Source organism: Streptomyces javensis (assembly GCF_039525925.1).
Classification (GTDB): domain Bacteria; phylum Actinomycetota; class Actinomycetes; order Streptomycetales; family Streptomycetaceae; genus Streptomyces; species Streptomyces asiaticus.
In genome coordinates this window covers 50,406-65,756 of sequence record NZ_BAAAIF010000039.1, presented here as the reverse complement: position 1 = coordinate 65,756, position 15,351 = coordinate 50,406, and the positions used below count along the sequence as shown (strand labels likewise).

Annotated in this window: 14 protein-coding genes; 1 reads left to right on the top strand and 13 read right to left on the bottom strand. The window is 71.6% G+C overall.

Going from position 1 to position 15,351, the window contains the following annotated elements:
• Nucleotides 1–65: 65 nt before the first annotated feature.
• From aroB to rpsD, 10 genes are all read right to left on the bottom strand, one after another.
• The gene (aroB, locus tag ABD329_RS29345; protein ID WP_198279003.1) at nt 66–1,169 is read right to left on the bottom strand and encodes a 3-dehydroquinate synthase; all 1,104 of its coding nucleotides are present in this window, start codon (nt 1,167–1,169) and stop codon (nt 66–68) included.
• A complete protein-coding gene (locus ABD329_RS29340; protein ID WP_182469813.1) occupies nt 1,166–1,648 on the bottom strand; it encodes a shikimate kinase in 483 nt (160 codons plus the stop codon). Before ABD329_RS29340 ends, aroB begins: the two co-directional genes overlap by 4 nt.
• Nucleotides 1,649–1,692: 44 nt before the next feature.
• Nucleotides 1,693–2,877 carry a chorismate synthase gene (gene aroC / locus ABD329_RS29335; RefSeq protein ID WP_198279005.1) on the bottom strand — a complete coding sequence of 395 codons (1,185 nt, stop codon included), beginning with the start codon at nt 2,875–2,877 and terminating at the stop codon, nt 1,693–1,695.
• A gap of 192 nt (nt 2,878–3,069) precedes the next feature.
• The gene (locus ABD329_RS29330) at nt 3,070–3,912 is read right to left on the bottom strand and encodes a shikimate dehydrogenase (RefSeq protein ID WP_198279006.1); all 843 of its coding nucleotides are present in this window, start codon (nt 3,910–3,912) and stop codon (nt 3,070–3,072) included.
• Nucleotides 3,913–3,918: 6 nt separating this feature from the next.
• Nucleotides 3,919–5,682 carry an endolytic transglycosylase MltG gene (gene mltG, locus ABD329_RS29325; RefSeq protein WP_198279007.1) on the bottom strand — a complete coding sequence of 588 codons (1,764 nt, stop codon included), beginning with the start codon at nt 5,680–5,682 and terminating at the stop codon, nt 3,919–3,921.
• 91 nt (nt 5,683–5,773) lie between these two features.
• On the bottom strand, nt 5,774–6,238 hold the full coding sequence (gene ruvX, locus ABD329_RS29320) for a Holliday junction resolvase RuvX (protein WP_198279008.1): 465 nt from the start codon (nt 6,236–6,238) through the stop codon (nt 5,774–5,776).
• Nucleotides 6,239–6,240: 2 nt separating this feature from the next.
• Nucleotides 6,241–8,913, bottom strand: a complete 2,673-nt coding sequence (gene alaS, locus ABD329_RS29315) for an alanine--tRNA ligase (RefSeq protein WP_198279009.1) — start codon at nt 8,911–8,913, stop codon at nt 6,241–6,243.
• On the bottom strand, nt 8,913–9,242 hold the full coding sequence (locus tag ABD329_RS29310) for a DUF6167 family protein (RefSeq protein ID WP_198279010.1): 330 nt from the start codon (nt 9,240–9,242) through the stop codon (nt 8,913–8,915). Before ABD329_RS29310 ends, alaS begins: the two co-directional genes overlap by 1 nt.
• A gap of 8 nt (nt 9,243–9,250) precedes the next feature.
• On the bottom strand, nt 9,251–9,697 hold the full coding sequence (locus ABD329_RS29305; protein ID WP_198279011.1) for a DUF948 domain-containing protein: 447 nt from the start codon (nt 9,695–9,697) through the stop codon (nt 9,251–9,253).
• A 296-nt stretch (nt 9,698–9,993) separates the two neighbouring features.
• Entirely contained in the window at nt 9,994–10,605 is a 612-nt protein-coding gene (gene rpsD, locus ABD329_RS29300) for a 30S ribosomal protein S4 (RefSeq protein ID WP_020867071.1), read from the bottom strand.
• Nucleotides 10,606–10,798: 193 nt separating this feature from the next.
• On the opposite strand from rpsD, the gene ABD329_RS29295 reads away from it, so the two are divergent.
• A complete protein-coding gene (locus ABD329_RS29295) occupies nt 10,799–11,563 on the top strand; it encodes a DUF2470 domain-containing protein (protein ID WP_344317143.1) in 765 nt (254 codons plus the stop codon).
• Nucleotides 11,564–11,612: 49 nt separating this feature from the next.
• Here ABD329_RS29295 and ABD329_RS29290 read toward each other — a convergent pair whose 3' ends face one another.
• From ABD329_RS29290 to hisS, 3 genes are all read right to left on the bottom strand, one after another.
• Nucleotides 11,613–13,001 (bottom strand): replication-associated recombination protein A, encoded by a 1,389-nt coding sequence (locus ABD329_RS29290; RefSeq protein ID WP_198281410.1) that lies wholly within the window; start codon nt 12,999–13,001, stop codon nt 11,613–11,615.
• A 62-nt stretch (nt 13,002–13,063) separates the two neighbouring features.
• Nucleotides 13,064–13,720, bottom strand: a complete 657-nt coding sequence (locus tag ABD329_RS29285) for a vitamin K epoxide reductase family protein (protein WP_198281409.1) — start codon at nt 13,718–13,720, stop codon at nt 13,064–13,066.
• 364 nt (nt 13,721–14,084) lie between these two features.
• Complete coding sequence (hisS, locus tag ABD329_RS29275) at nt 14,085–15,347, bottom strand: histidine--tRNA ligase (protein WP_198281408.1); 1,263 nt, start codon at nt 15,345–15,347, stop codon at nt 14,085–14,087.
• Between the last annotated feature and the right edge of the window lie 4 nt (nt 15,348–15,351).

Genomic DNA, 15,351 nt, shown 5'->3' with positions numbered 1-15,351 from the left:
GCGGGGCCGCGGGCCCTCGGAGGCGATGACAGAGTTGTGACGCGGGAAGACGGTGACGGACCGGGTCAGCCGGAGACCTCGGCGTACGCCGCGAGCAGCACCGCCGGGTCCGGGCCCTCCAGCACGGTGGGCTTGGCGACACCGTCCAGGACGATGAATCGCAGCAGGTCACCGCGGGACTTCTTATCGACCTTCATGGTCTCCAGCAGCTTGGGCCACTGGTCGCCGCGGTAAGTGAGCGGCAGGCCCACGGCCTCCAGGACGGTCCGGTGCCGGTCGGCCGTGGCGTCGTCCAGACGGCCCGCCAGCCGGCCCAGCTCGGCGGCGAAGACCATGCCCACGGAGACGGCCGCGCCATGGCGCCAGTTGTAGCGCTCGTTCTTCTCGATGGCGTGGGCGAGCGTGTGTCCGTAGTTGAGGATCTCCCGCAGCCCGGACTCCTTGAGGTCGCTGGAGACGACCTCGGCCTTGACCCGGATGGAGCGCTCGATGAGCTCGGCGGTGTGCGGACCGGCGGGCGTACGGGCGGCGACCGGGTCCCGCTCGATGAGCTCCAGGATCTCCGGGTCGGCGATGAAGCCCGCCTTGATGACCTCGGCGAGCCCGCTGACGTAGTCGTTGACCGGCAGCGAGTCCAGCGCGGCCAGATCGCACAGCACCCCGGCCGGGGGGTGGAAGGCACCGACGAGGTTCTTCCCCTCGGCCGTGTTGATCCCGGTCTTGCCGCCGACGGCGGCGTCGACCATGCCGAGCACGGTCGTGGGAACGGCGATCCAGCGCACCCCGCGCAGCCAGGTGGCGGCCACGAACCCGGCGAGGTCGGTGGTCGCGCCGCCGCCGACGCCGACGATCACATCGGTGCGGGTGAAGCCGGTCTGCCCGAGCGCCTTCCAGCAGTACGCGGCGACCTCGGCGGTCTTGGCCTCCTCCGCGTTGGGCAGCTGGATGGCGATGGCGTCGTACCCCTGCTCGGCGAGGTCCTGGCGGATCGCCTCACCGGTCTCGGCCAGCGCCTCGGGGTGCAGGACGGCGACGCGCTTGGCATACGTGCCGATCAGCCCGGGAAGCTCGCCGAGCAGCTGCCGACCGATCAGCACCTCGTACGGCGCGGTGCCCGCGGTGCCTCCGACCTGGATGCGCGTGGGGGTGTCGGCCACAGGGGGTGTCATGCGTTCTTCAGCTCCAGTACGTCCAGGACGGCCTCGGCGACGGCCTCGGGGGTGCGGTCCTCGGTCGACACCACGGCGCGGGCGACCTCGGTGTACAGCGGTCGGCGCTGCTCCATCAGCTCGCGCCAGCGCTGGCGCGGATTGACCGCGAGCAGCGGGCGCGGGGCGTCGAGACCGGTGCGCTTGACGGCCTCGGCGACGCCCATCTCCAGGAAGACGACGGGCAGGCCGGCGAGCAGCGCCCGGGTGCCCTCGTCGAGGACGGCGCCGCCGCCCAGCGCGAGCACGCCCCGGTGCCCGGCGACGGCGGTCCGCACCGCCTGCCGCTCCAGCTCGCGGAAGTGCGGCTCGCCCTCGTCGATGAAGATCTCCGAGATCTCCTTGCCCGCCGTCGCGACGATGTCGGTGTCGGTGTCGCGGAAGGTGGTGCCGAGCCGCTCCGCGAGCACCTGCCCGACGGTGGTCTTGCCCACCCCCATGGGCCCGACCAGCACGACGGCCGGACCCCCGCTTGCTTCCCCGCTCACCGGATGGCCAGGTTCTCGAGGAAGCCCCGCACATTGCGGCGGGTCTCGGGAACGGAGTCGCCGCCGAACTTCTCCGCGACCGCGTCCGCCAGGACCAGCGCGACCATCGCCTCGGCGACGATCCCGGCGGCCGGGACGGCGCACACGTCGGAACGCTGGTGGTGGGCCTTGGTGGCCTCGCCGGTGGTCACATCGACCGTGGCCAGCGCCCGCGGCACGGTCGCGATCGGCTTCATCGCGGCCCGGACGCGCAGCAGCTCGCCGGTGGACAGCCCGCCCTCGGTACCGCCGGAGCGGCCCGAGGAGCGCCGGATGCCCTCGTCCGTGGAGACGATCTCGTCATGGGCCTTGGAGCCGGGCACCCGCGCGAGGTCGAAGCCGTCGCCGACCTCGACGCCCTTGATGGCCTGGATGCCCATCAGCGCGGCGGCCAGCCGTGCGTCGAGGCGGCGGTCCCAGTGCACATGCGAGCCGAGGCCCACCGGCACGCCGTACGCGAGCACCTCGACGACACCGCCGAGCGTGTCGCCGTCCTTGTGGGCCTGGTCGATCTCGGCCACCATCGCCTTGCTCGCGTCGGCGTCCAGGCAGCGCACCGGGTCGGCGTCCAGCCTCTCGACGTCGGAGGGCTTGGGGTGGACGCCGTACGGCGCCTTCGCGGCGGCCAGCTCCACGACATGCGAGACGATCTCGATCCCGGCCGTCTCCTTGAGGTAGGAGCGGGCGACGGTGCCCAGCGCCACCCGGGCGGCGGTCTCGCGGGCGCTGGCGCGCTCCAGGATCGGCCGGGCCTCGTCGAAGCCGTACTTCTGCATCCCGGCCAGATCGGCGTGGCCGGGGCGGGGACGGGTGAGCGGGGCGTTACGGGCGACGCCCTCGAGGATCTCGGCGTCCACCGGGTCGGCGGCCATGACCTGCTCCCACTTGGGCCACTCCGTGTTGCCGACCATGATCGCGACCGGGGAGCCGAGGGTCAGCCCGTGGCGTACGCCGCCGATGAAGGTGACCTCGTCGCGCTCGAACTTCATCCGGGCGCCGCGGCCATAGCCGAGCCGCCGTCGGGCCAGGGCGTCCGCCACCATGTCGGTGGTGATCGGCACCCCGGCGGGCAGCCCCTCCAGCGTCGCCACGAGTGCGGGGCCGTGCGACTCCCCCGCGGTCAGCCAGCGCAACCTGCTCAACGGTGCTCCCTCATGCGCGTGCCTCGACGTCGTGCGGCGCGACCCGGTCCGCGCGACTCCGGCCCGCACCTCCGATCCTCCCACGACCGGGGCGTCCGCTCGGTTCGCGGTCCATGGGGTGGACGCTCGCGGCGCCCCGGGGAGGCGCCGGGGTCGGGCCGGACGGGCCCGGCGAGGGGCCCGTGGGACGGCTCAGCGGGCCGCCAGCGCCTCGCGCATCGCGGCCAGCGGCGCGGGGGCGCGGCCCGTCATCTGCTCGACCTGGAGCACCGCCTGGTGCACCAGGAGGTCCAGGCCGCCGACCACCGAGCCGCCGACCACCGAGCCGCCGCGCGCCGCCCAGGCGGCGGCCAGCGGGGTGGGCCAAGGCTCGTAGAGGACGTCGAAGAGCGCGCCGGGGCGGTCCGGTACGGCCGTGGCGAGCGCGTCGGTGGTGCCCGCGGGGGTGGTGGCGATCACCAGCGGCGCGCCGAGCGCCCCGGCCGCGTCGTTCCAGTCCGCGGTGCGCACCGCGACGCCCAGCCGCTCGCCCCACTGCCGCATCTCGGCGGCCCGGGCCTCGCTGCGGACGTACGCGGTGACCTCGCCGTCGCAGATCCGGGAGAGCGCGGCCAGCGCGGAGGAGGCCGTGGCGCCGGCGCCCAGCACGGCGGCGCGCTCCACGCGTCCGACGCCGCGCTCCCGCAGCGCCGCCAGCATGCCGGGGATGTCGGTGTTGTCACCACGGCTGCGGCCGTCGTCGCCGAAGACGACCGTGTTGACGGCCTCCACCGAGGCCGCGGTGTCGCTGATCTCGTCCAGCAGCGGGATGACGGCGCGTTTGAGCGGCATGGTCAGGGACAGCCCGGCCCAGGCCGGTCCCGCGTCCTCGCCGAGGTGCTTGAAGAAGTCCGGCAGCCCGGTCTCGTCCACCTCGAAGCGGTCGTACGTCCAGCCGGTCAGGCCCAGTTCGCGGTAGGCGGCGCGGTGCAGCACCGGTGACAGGGAGTGGGCGATCGGCGAACCGAGCACCGCTGCCCTGCGGTTTTCCGACATCTTTCCTCAGCCGTTGTTCTTGCGCTGCTTGTTGAACTTGTCGACCCACTTCTGGTGATCCGCATAGGTCTTGGAGAACTGGCTCGTCTTGCCGTCGAGCGAGATGAAGTAATACCAGCCGTCGCCGGTCGGGTTCATCGCCGCCTTCAGCGCGTCGTGGCCCGGATTTCCGATCGGACCGGGCGGAAGTCCCTTGTAGAAGTAGGTGTTGTACGGGTTGTTGTACTGCTTGATCTCGCTGATCGGAATATCGATCTTGCTCTGGTTCTTGATGTAGTTGTAGGTGGAGTCGAATTCCACCTTGCCGTATGTCTCGGGGTTCGCGGGCTTCAGCCGGTTGTAGACGACCTCGGCCATCTTCCGGAAGTCGTCGTGGGTGACGCCCTCCGCCTGGACCAGGCTGGCCACGCTGATCAGCTGGAGCGGGGACTTCAGGCCCAATTCCTTGGCCTTGCCCTCCAGATCCACACCGGAATAGTTCCGATTGGCCTCGGCGACCATCTTCCGCAGTACGTCCGCGGGTTTGGCGCCCTCGCCCACGCTGTAGCGAGACGGGTAAAGGAAACCTTCCAGCGGATCCTTGATCTTGCTGTTGTCGTCGGCCCAGGAGGGCAGCCCGAGGTTCTTGGCCTCCTTCTTGGCGACGCCCGCGGTGGTACCCGCCTTGAGCCCGATCTTCTTGTCGATCGCCGCGTAGATCGTGGCATCGCGCATGCCCTCGGTGACGATCAGGGCGTTGCTGCTGCTGGGGTCGAGCATCAGCTTGACCGCCGCCGCGCCGGACATCTCCTTGCGCAGGGTGTAGGTGCCCGGCTGGACGAACTTGCCGCTGTCCTCCACGGCGTCGACGAAGGCGCCACTGCTCTTGACCACGCCCTTGTCGGCGAGGATCGAGCCGATCTCGGCATTGCCGGAGCCGGACGGAACCTCCACCTCGATCCGGCCGGTGCCCTGGCCGGAGTAGTCGGGTGCGGGGCCGAAGCGGGTCTGCCAGAAGTCGTAAGCGTAGTAGCCGCCTCCGCCGACCACACCCACCAGGACGACGGTCACGAAGAGGCAGGCCACGCCGGAGCGGCGCTTCTTGGGCCTGCCCTTCTCGCCGGAGCGCTCGCCGTCCTCACCGTCGTCGTCCGCGTCATCGGCGTCGCCCCGGCCGCCGCCGTCGGCGAAGAACGGATGGTCGTCCGCTTCGTCCGCCTGGAGGGGCGGCTCCTCGGGGGCCTCGCGCTGGCGCGGCACCTGGGGCTCCGCGGGCACCGTGGGCATCTGCTGTGTGCCCTGCTGCCCCTGGTAGGGGTCCTGGCCCTGGCCCGGATAGGAACCGCCTTGGCCACCATAGGGATCCTGCGGGTCCATCCCGCCGTACGAGCCGTCCTGGGCCGGGTAGGGGCCGCCCTGGCCGGGGTACTCGTGCGGGTGCCGCTGATGCGGGTAACCGGCGTCCTGGCCGTCCCACTGGGGCTGCTGATGCTGCTGGGGATCCTGCGGATAGCCGTGCGGATACTGCTGGTGTCCGTAAGGGTCCTGGCCGTACGAGCCCTGGCCCTGGCCGTAGTTGCCCTGACCGTAGGGATCCTGTGCGTAGGCGTCCTGTGCGTACGGATCCTGTGCGTAGGTGTCCTGCTGTGCGTAGGGGTCCTGTACGTACCGCTCCTGTGCGTAGGGATCCTGGCCGGCCGCCGCGTGGTGGCCGCTCCACTCCCGGTCCCCGTACAGCGGATCCTCGGGGTGCCACGGTTGGGAGCCGGGTCCCCGGCCGTACTCAGTCATCGATCCCCTAGCGACGGAGGTGGTCACCGCTCGGCGTGTTCGTGGCACGGGCGGCGGCGGCCATGCCGCGCGGAACGTTACCGTATCGCGATCAGATGACCACTTCGACGGCTTCTCCCGGGGCCCTCCCCGAGACCCGCTCGGTCTCCAGCGCGCTCTGGAGGATCACCACGGCCGCCGCCTGGTCAACGACGGAACGGCCCTTCTTGGACGTCATCCCGGAGGCGCGCAGCCCCTGGGACGCTGTGACAGTGGTCATACGCTCGTCGACGAGCCGCACCGGCACCGGGTTGACCCGCCGCGCCAACTCGCGCGCGAAGGTGCGCACTTTGGCCGCGGCCGGCCCCTCGCGCCCGTTGAGCGAGCGCGGCAGGCCGACCACCACCTCGATCGGTTCGTACTCCTCGACGATCGCCACGAGCCGCTTGTGGGCGGCCGGGACGTCGCGTCCCGGCACGGTCTCGACGGGGGTGGCGAGGATCCCGTCGGGGTCGCACGAGGCGACCCCGATCCGGGCGTCCCCGACGTCGATGGCGATCCGCCTGCCGCGTCGCACGGCTACCGGCCCGATTCCGCGACGAGCCGCTCGACGGCCTCGATGGCCTCACCGACGGCGTCCGGGTTCTGGCCGCCGCCCTGGGCCACGTCCGGCTTGCCGCCGCCTCCGCCGCCGAGCGTCTTGGCGGCGGTGCGGACCAGGTCACCGGCCTTGAGCCCGCGCTCACGGGCGGCCTCGTTGGTGGCGATGACGGTCAGCGGACGGCCGCCCGCCACGGTGAAGAGGGCGACGACGGCCGGGCGGTCGCCCGGAATGCGTCCGCGTACGTCCAGGACCAGCTTGCGCAGATCGTCGGCGGAGGTGCCGTCCGGCACCTTGGCGGCGACCAGGGCCACGCCCCGGACGTCCTTGGCGCCCTGGACGAGACCGGCGGCGGCCTGGAGCACCTTCTCGGCGCGGAACCGCTCGATCTCCTTCTCGGCCTCCTTGAGCTTGCTCAGCATGCCGGAGATCTTCTCCGGGAGCTCCTCGGGGCGGCCCTTGACCAGGTCGGTGAGCTGGGAGACGACCGTGTGCTCCCGGGCGAGGAAGTTGTAGGCGTCCACGCCCACCAGGGCCTCGACCCGGCGCACCCCGGAGCCGATGGAGGACTCGCCGAGCAGCTTCACCAGACCCAGCTGAGCGGTGTTGTGCACATGGGTGCCACCGCACAGCTCCTTGGAGAAGTCGCCGATGGTCACCACGCGCACCCGGTCGCCGTACTTCTCGCCGAACTCGGCGATGGCGCCCTGCTTCTTGGCGTCGTCCATGCTCATCACCTCGGCTGTGACGTCGAGCTCGCGGGAGAGCACCTCGTTGATCTTCTGCTCGACGTCCGTGAGGACCGCGCCGGGCACGGCGGTCGGCGAGCCGAAGTCGAAGCGGAAGCGGCCGGGCGAGTTCTCCGAACCGGCCTGGGCGGCGGTCGGGCCCAGGGCGTCGCGCAGCGCCTGGTGGGTGAGGTGGGTGGCGCTGTGGGCGCGGGCGATGGCCCGGCGGCGCTTGATGTCGATCCGGGCGTGGGCCCCGGCGCCGACCGTCACCTCGCCGACCTGGACGACGCCCTTGTGCACGCTCACGCCGGGCACCGGCTGCTGGACGTCCCGGACCTCCACCACGGCGCCGGTGTCCAGCTTGATCCGGCCGGTGTCGGCGAGCTGGCCGCCGCCCTCGGCGTAGAACGGGGTGCGGTCCAGGACGACCTCGACCTCGTCGCCCTCGGTGGCGGCGGGCGAGGACACCCCGTCCACCAGCAGGCCGACGACGGTGGACTCACCCTCGGTGTGCAGGTAGCCGGTGAATTCGGTCAGGCCGGAGCTGTCGGCCACCTCGCGGTAGGCGGACAGGTCGGCGTGGCCGGTCTTCTTGGCCTTGGCGTCGGCCTTGGCGCGCTCCCGCTGCTCCTTCATCAGGCGGCGGAAGCCCTCCTCGTCCACCGAGAGGCCCTGCTCGGCGGCCATCTCGAGGGTGAGGTCGATCGGGAAGCCCCAGGTGTCGTGGAGCAGGAACGCCTTGTCGCCGGGGAGCACGCTGCCGCCGGCGCTCTTGGTGTCGGTGACGGCGGTGTCGAGGATGTTGGTGCCGGCCTTGAGCGTCTTGAGGAAGGCCGACTCCTCGGCGAGGGCGACGGTCTCGATCCGCTTGCGGTCGGTGAGCAGCTCCGGGTACTGCTGGCCCATCGTCTTGAGGACGACGTCGACCAGCTCGCCGACGACCGGCTCGGTGGCGCCGAGGATGCGCATGTTGCGGATGGCGCGGCGCATGATGCGGCGCAGCACATAGCCGCGGCCCTCGTTGCCGGGGGTGACACCGTCGCCGATGAGCATGACGGAGGTGCGCATGTGGTCGGCGACCACGCGCAGCGAGACATCAGACGTCTGGGCGGCGCCGTAGGCGACCCCGGTCAGCTCGGTGGCCTTGTCCATGACGACGCGCAGGGTGTCGGTCTCGTACATGTTCCGCACGCCCTGGAGGATCATCGCCAGGCGCTCGAGGCCGAGACCGGTGTCGATGTTCTTGCTGGGCAGCTCGCCGAGGATCGGGAAGTTGTCCTTGCCCTCGCCCGGACCGCGCTCGTACTGCATGAAGACCAGGTTCCAGATCTCCACGTAGCGCTCGTCGTTGACGGCCGGGCCGCCCTCCTCGCCGAACTCCGGACCGCGGTCGTAGTTGATCTCGGAGCAAGGGCCGCAGGGGCCGGGGACGCCCATGGACCAGTAGTTCGGGCCCATGCCGAGGCGCTGGATCCGGGTCGAGGGGACGCCGATCACCTCGCGCCAGATGCGCTCGGCCTCGTCGTCCTGCTCGTAGACGGTGATCCACAGCCGCTCGGGGTCGAGGCCGTAGCCGCCCTCCTCCTGGGAGCTGGTCAGCAGCTCCCAGGCGTACTTGATGGCGCCTTCCTTGAAGTAGTCGCCGAACGAGAAGTTCCCGCACATCTGGAAGAAGGTGCCGTGGCGGGTGGTCTTGCCGACCTCTTCGATGTCCGGCGTACGCACGCACTTCTGCACGCTGACGGCGCGGTCGAAGGGCGGCTTGACCTCACCGAGGAAGTACGGCTTGAAGGGCACCATGCCCGCGGGGACCAGCAGCAGCGTCGGGTCGTCCGCGATGAGCGACGCCGACGGCACGACGGTGTGCCCGCGCTCCTCGAAGAAGCGCAGCCAGCGGCGGCGGATTTCAGCCGACTCCATCAGTGGTCCTCATTTCCGGCTTTGTGGAGCTTGTAGGGGGTGGTGCGGGTCAGCTCGGCCCGGCCCCGCTGGGCCGGGAGCCGCTTGCGGTCGTCCGGCGGTGGCGCGGAGAGCCCGAGCGCGTCCTTGAGCGCGGCCTCGCGGTCGGCCATGCCGTCCCGTACGTCGAGGGCGAAGACCTTGATCCTCCGGCCCGCCAGCACCGCGCGGTCGGCGGCCTGCGCCGCCAGGCTCTCCGGGGTGAGCTGGTTGAGCTTGCGGTTGACCTTGGTGGTGGCCCACACCCCGGCGGCGACGCCGGTGGTGAACCAGAATGTGCGGCGGAACATCCGGTCTGTCAGCCCTTCGATCCACGGTTGCGGCGGCCGCCCCGGCGGGCGGACGGCAGGGTCTTGCCGATGACGACGTTGCGCGCGGGCGCGGGCTCGTCCTCCGGCCGCCCCTTGCGGCCGATCGCCCGCCGGACGCCGTAGCCGAACGCGGCCACCTTGACCAGCGGTCCGCCGAAGGCGGTGGAGACGGTCGAGGAGAGCGCGGAGGCGTTGGAGGTGACCTCCTGGACGTCGGAGGCGATCGAGTCCACCCGGGCGAGCTGGGTGTTGGCCTCGCGCACGGTCGCGGACGCCTCGCTCAGCAGCGGCACCGCCTGGTCGGTGACCTCCGCCACCAGCCGGGTGGCCGCCTTGAGCGTCTGGGCCAGCCTCACCAGCGCCAGCGCCAGGAAGGACACCAGGATCGCCCAGAAGACGGCCACGAGGATCCCGGCCACCTCTCCACCGGACACGTCGCACCGCTCCCTGTCGCCGCTCGTCGTCGTTGTCTCGTGTTGGTCGTGCTCGGCGCGCTGACGTGTCGTGATGACGCGTCGTTCGGCGTCGTCCGTCGCCCGCCGCTCTCGGGCGGTATCCGGGTGCGGGCGGCAGGTATCGACCTTATCGCGCCGCGGACGCGCACCCGAAACGCATAACGGCCGCCGGGCGCCCGGTCCGGACCCGCCATCGGACAAGCCCGCGGGTTCCCCGTCGACCGGTGTCGAGGGGGAACCCGCGGGCTTGGGTGCGTACGTGCCGCTCCGCCGGATCAGCGGGCGTAGTACTCGACGACGAGCTGCTCGTCGCAGATCACCGGGATCTCCTTGCGGTTGGGGTCCCGGTCCAGGCGGAAGGCGAGCGCCTTCAGGTTGACCTGGAGGTAGCGCGGGGTCTCGCCGTCGGGGGCGTAACCACCCTCGCGCGCCACCTGGAAGGGGACCTTCTCGCGGCTGCGCTCGCGGACCATCACCACGTCGTCCGGACGGACCCGGAAGGACGGCTTGTCGACCTTGCGGCCGTTGACCTCGATGTGGCCGTGGGTGACCATCTGGCGGGCCTGGTAGATGGTGCGGGCGATGCCCGACCGCAGAACGAGCGCGTCCAGACGGCGCTCGAGCTCGATGACCAGCGCCTCGCCCGTCTTGCCTCCGGCCTTCCGGGCGCGGTCGTAGGCACGGACCATCTGGCGCTCGCTGATGTCGTACTGGGCGCGCAGCCGCTGCTTCTCCAGCAACCGGACCTTGTAGTCACTGGTCTGCTTGCGGCCACGGCCGTGCTCGCCCGGCGGGTAGGGGCGGGCCTCGAAGTACTTGACGGCCTTCGGGGTCAGAGCGATGCCGAGCGCCCGCGACTTCTTGACCTTGGGACGCGACTGGTTCACGGGGAACGAACCTCCATGTAAGTTAGGTGAGCCTTACCTTAGCCGAGGAGAACGCATGTTTCGACCTGGGATCCCCCTGCCCAGCACTGGTCAGAGCCCCGAGGAGGGTCAGCCGCGTCCCATGGAAAGCACCCTGCGGCCCACACCGGCAGAGCGCGTACGTACTCTCGTTGAATCCAAGGCTACGGCTTCGTTGACGATTCCCGGAATCGAGGCCCTGGACGACCTGGGGGCGGACGGCCCCACCGCCCGTACGGTCGCCCCGGACGGGGACGTGCTGCTGCTGGTGCCCAGCGCCTCCCCCGCCGCTCACGCCACCACCCACGCCCAGGACGACGAGCTGACCTGCGTGATGGAGATCACCGACGTCGCCCCCGTCGCGATGCCCCACCGGATCCGCGGCCGCGCCTGGGTGGCCGGCTGGCTCACCCCCGTCCCCCGCGGTGAGCGCACACGCACCGCGGCGGCGCTGCTGGCCGAGCGGCATCCGGTCGGCGAGCTGCTCGGCCTCGTCCAGGCGCCGCGGCCGTCGCGGCGCGGTGGGCCGGCCGCCGGGGTGGGGCCCGCCGGGGGAGCCGCCTGGGCGCTGCTGCGGCTGGAGGTCGGCGAGGCGTGTGTGGACGACCTGTGGGGCGCGGAGAGCGTCGAGCCGGACGACTTCACCTCGGCCGACCCCGATCCGCTGGTCCGGCACGAGGCCGATCTGCTCCAGCATCTGCACGCCGCCCACAGCGAGCAGGTGCGCGGGCTGTGCGCGCTGCTCGGCGACCGCTCCGACCTGGTCTGCACCCGGGGCCCGGCCACCCCGGTGGCGCTGGACCGGTTCGGTCTGCGGGTGCGCTTCACGGACGAGGCGGACCGGCCGTTCGACGCGCGCTTCGACTTTCCCGAGCCGGTGCGGAACGTCTCCGAGCTGCGGTACGCGATGCACGCCCTGTTCGACGCGGCGGCGCGCTGAGGGCGTCCCCTGGTGGGGCGACGGGGGCGGCCGCCGACGGGGGCTGACGCTATGACGAGGGGGCGGCCGGGCCGTCGGCGGACGGCGGCGGATCGCCGCGCAGCCGCGCCCGCACCCGCTCCACCACATCCGCGTACCGCGCCTCGGCCCCGTACCGCGTGGGCTCGTAGTACCGCTTGCCGTGGATCTTGTCCGGTGCGTACTGCTGGGCCGCGATGCCGCCCGGCAGATCGTGCGGATAGAGATAGCCCTGTGCGTGGCCGAGCTTCTTGGCGCCCTGGTAGTGGCCGTCGCGCAGATGCGGCGGCACCGGCCCGGCCAGGCCCGCCCGCACATCGGCCAGCGCGGCGCCGATCGCGGTGGTGGCGGCGTTGGACTTCGGCGCCAGCGCCAGGGCGATGGTGGCGTGGCTCAGGGTGAGCGCGGCCTCCGGGAAGCCGATCAGGGCGACCGCCTGCGCCGCCGCCACGGCGGTGGGCAGCGCGGTGGGATCGGCCAGGCCGATGTCCTCGCTCGCCGAGATCATCAGCCGCCGGGCGATGAACCGCGGGTCCTCCCCCGCCTCGATCATCCGGGCCAGATAGTGCAGCGCCGCGTCCACGTCCGAGCCGCGGATGGACTTGATGAGGGCGCTGGCCACGTCGTAGTGCTGGTCCCCGGCGCGGTCGTACTTCACCGCGGCCCGGTCGACCGCCTCCTCCAGCGAGGTGAGCGTGACCTCGGACTCGCCCTTGTCCAGGGCCGCCCCGGCGCCCGCCTCCAGCGCGGTGAGCGCCCGCCGGGCGTCGCCGCCCGCTATCCGCAGCAGATGCGCCTCGGCGTCCTCGGGCAGGGTGACCGCCCCGCCGAGCCCGCGCTCGTCGGTGAGCGCGCGTCCCAGCAGCCCGCGCAGATCGTCGTCGGTCAGCGGCTCCAGGGTGAGCAGCAGCGAGCGGGAGAGCAGCGGGGAGATCACGGAGAAGTACGGATTCTCGGTGGTGGCCGCGATCAGCGTCACCCAGCGGTTCTCCACGGCGGGCAGCAGCGAGTCCTGCTGGGCCTTGCTGAAGCGGTGGATCTCGTCCAGGAAGAGCACGGTGTCCCGCCCGTACGCCCCGGAGGAGCGGCGCGCGCCGTCGATGACGGCCCGGACCTCCTTGACCCCCGCGGTGATGGCCGACAGCTCCACGAAGCGCTTCTGGGTGGCCTGGCTGACCACATACGCCAGCGTCGTCTTGCCGATGCCCGGCGGGCCCCAGAGGATCACCGACGACGGCCCCGCCGGACCCCCGCCGCCCTCGCCCACGAGCCGCCGCAGCGGGGATCCGGGGCGCAGCAGATGCTGCTGGCCCACGACCTCGTCAAGGGTGCGCGGACGCATCCGCACGGCCAGCGGACTGCTGGCCGGATCCTTCTCCTGGCGGTCCTCTGCGGCGGCGGTGAACAGGTCTGGCTCCACCCGGGAAGCCTATGCCAACCCACCGACAACGCCGCCGCGCGCGGCGTTCGGAAGGTGCGGCCTCAGCCCTGGGCGCCGGTCCAGAAATCCCACCAGCGGGTCAGGATCAGCATCCCGATGACCCCGATCCACACCACCGGAACCACCCAGTGGAACTCCATGAGCCCGCGCCGCAGCCCGTCCGGCGCGGGAAGGTAGCCGTGCTTGAGGTTGTGGCCGGTGACGTAGCAGAACATCACGATGGTGGCGACCCAGGCCAGGCAGCACCACAGGCACAGGGAGCCGATGACGTACAGCGACTCGTACTGGAGCCAGGTCACGAAGCCGACGCCGAAGAGCGTGCCCGCGTTGAAGGTCAACCAGTACCAGCGTGGGAAGCGCGCCCCGGTCAGCAGTGACATGCCCACGCAAATCACGATGCCGTAGGCGACGAGGCCGAGCATCGGGTTCGGGAAGCCGAACGCCTGCGCCTGGTCGCTCTCCATGATGTTGCCGCAGGAGACGACGGGGTTGAGGCTGCACCCGGGCGTGAAGACCTTACCGTCGGCCTTGTACTCGAGGATCTTGTTCTTGTCGATCGTGATGACCCAGGCGGCCAGCAGTCCCAGCGCCCCGGTGACCACGAGCAGGAGGGCGAAGGCGCGACTGCCTCCCGTCCCGGCCCGCGAGCCCTCCCGCGCCTCGCCGGACTCCACGTCGTCCATCACTGTCGTCGCCATACTCGCCGTCCGTCGCTCTCCGCCGTCTCCAGCCCCGTCGGGCACGGCCATTGTGCCGCACCCGCTGTCGCCGTAGGGCGCGCTTAGCACGGTCATGCCATGGTGCCCTGTCCCCCGTTCGGAGGACATAAGACGGGCCTCCCGGTCGTCCCTGCTGGGCCGGGGCCCCGCCTCCGGGGGACGCGCGCGGCAGTCCCGAACCGGCATCGTTTGGCAGGATGAATCCGCCCCGGCCGAGTTGACGGCCCGTGAGGCCGTGCGCCTTTCCGTCGGCCACGACCCCGGCGGGAAGCGTCGAAAGGGGGGCCCAGGACGTTCCCCGGGCCCCCTTTTGAGGCTCGCTCAGGCGCGTTTTGAGGCCCCCTCAGGCAAGGCGTGCGCGGACCGCCTCGACCACCTCGGTCAGCGGGACCGGGGACTGCTCGCCGGAGTCCATGTCCTTCAGCTGGACCACGTTCTCGGCGAGGTCGCGCTCGCCCGCCACGAGCGTGTAGCGGGCGCCGCTGCGGTTGGCGGCCTTCATGGCGGCCTTCAGGCCCTTGCCGCCGTAGGCGAAGTCCGTGGCGACGCCCGCCGTACGGAGCTCGCCGACCAGGCCGAAGAGGACCTTGCGGGCCTCCTCCCCCAGCGGTACCGCGAAGACGCTGACCGCGGCCGGGAGGTTCAGCTCGACGCCCTCGGCCTCCAGCGCGAGCACCGTACGGTCCACACCGAGCGCCCAGCCCACCGAGGGCAGAGCCGGGCCGCCGATCATCTCGGACAGGCCGTCGTAGCGGCCACCGCCGCCGACCGCGGACTGGGAGCCCAGGCCGTCGTGGACGAATTCGAAGGTGGTGCGGGTGTAGTAGTCCAGGCCGCGCACCAGCCTCGCGTCGTCCTCGAAGGCCACGCCCCGCGCCGTGATCAGCTCGCGGACCTCCGCGTGGTACGCCTTGCACTCCTCGCACAGGTAGTCGCGCAGCAGCGGGGCGTCGGCCAGCTGTGCGCGTACCGCCTCGCGCTTGTCGTCCAGCACCCGCAGCGGGTTGATCTCCACGCGCCGCCGGGTGTCCTCGTCCAGGTCCAGGGCGCGCAGGAAGTCCTGGAGGGCGGCCCGGTAGACGGGGCGGCAGGTGGCGTCGCCCAGCGAGTTCAGCAGGATGCGGAAGTTCCGCAGCCCGAGCGAGCGGTAGGCGTCGTGGGCCAGGACGATCAGCTCGGCGTCCAGGGCCGGGTCCTCGGCGCCGATGGCCTCCGCGCCGACCTGTGAGAAGTGGCGGTAGCGGCCCTTCTGCGGGCGCTCGTAGCGGTAGTACGAGCCCGAGTACCAGAGCTTGACCGGCAGCGATCCGGCCTTGTGGAGATTGGCCTCCAGGGCGGCGCGCAGCACCGAGGCGGTGCCCTCGGGGCGCAGCGCGAGCTCGTCGCCACCCTTGGTGGTGAGGGTGTACATCTCCTTGGTCACGATGTCGGTGGACTCGCCGACGCCGCGCGCGAAGAGCTCCACGTTCTCGAAACCGGGGGTCTCGACATAGCCGTAGCCGGAGCGCTTGAGCGGTGCGGCGATCGCCTCGCGCACCGCGAGGTAGGTCGCGGAGGCCGGCGGGATCAGGTCGTACGTGCCCCGGGGGGCTTTGAAGGTGCTCAACGGA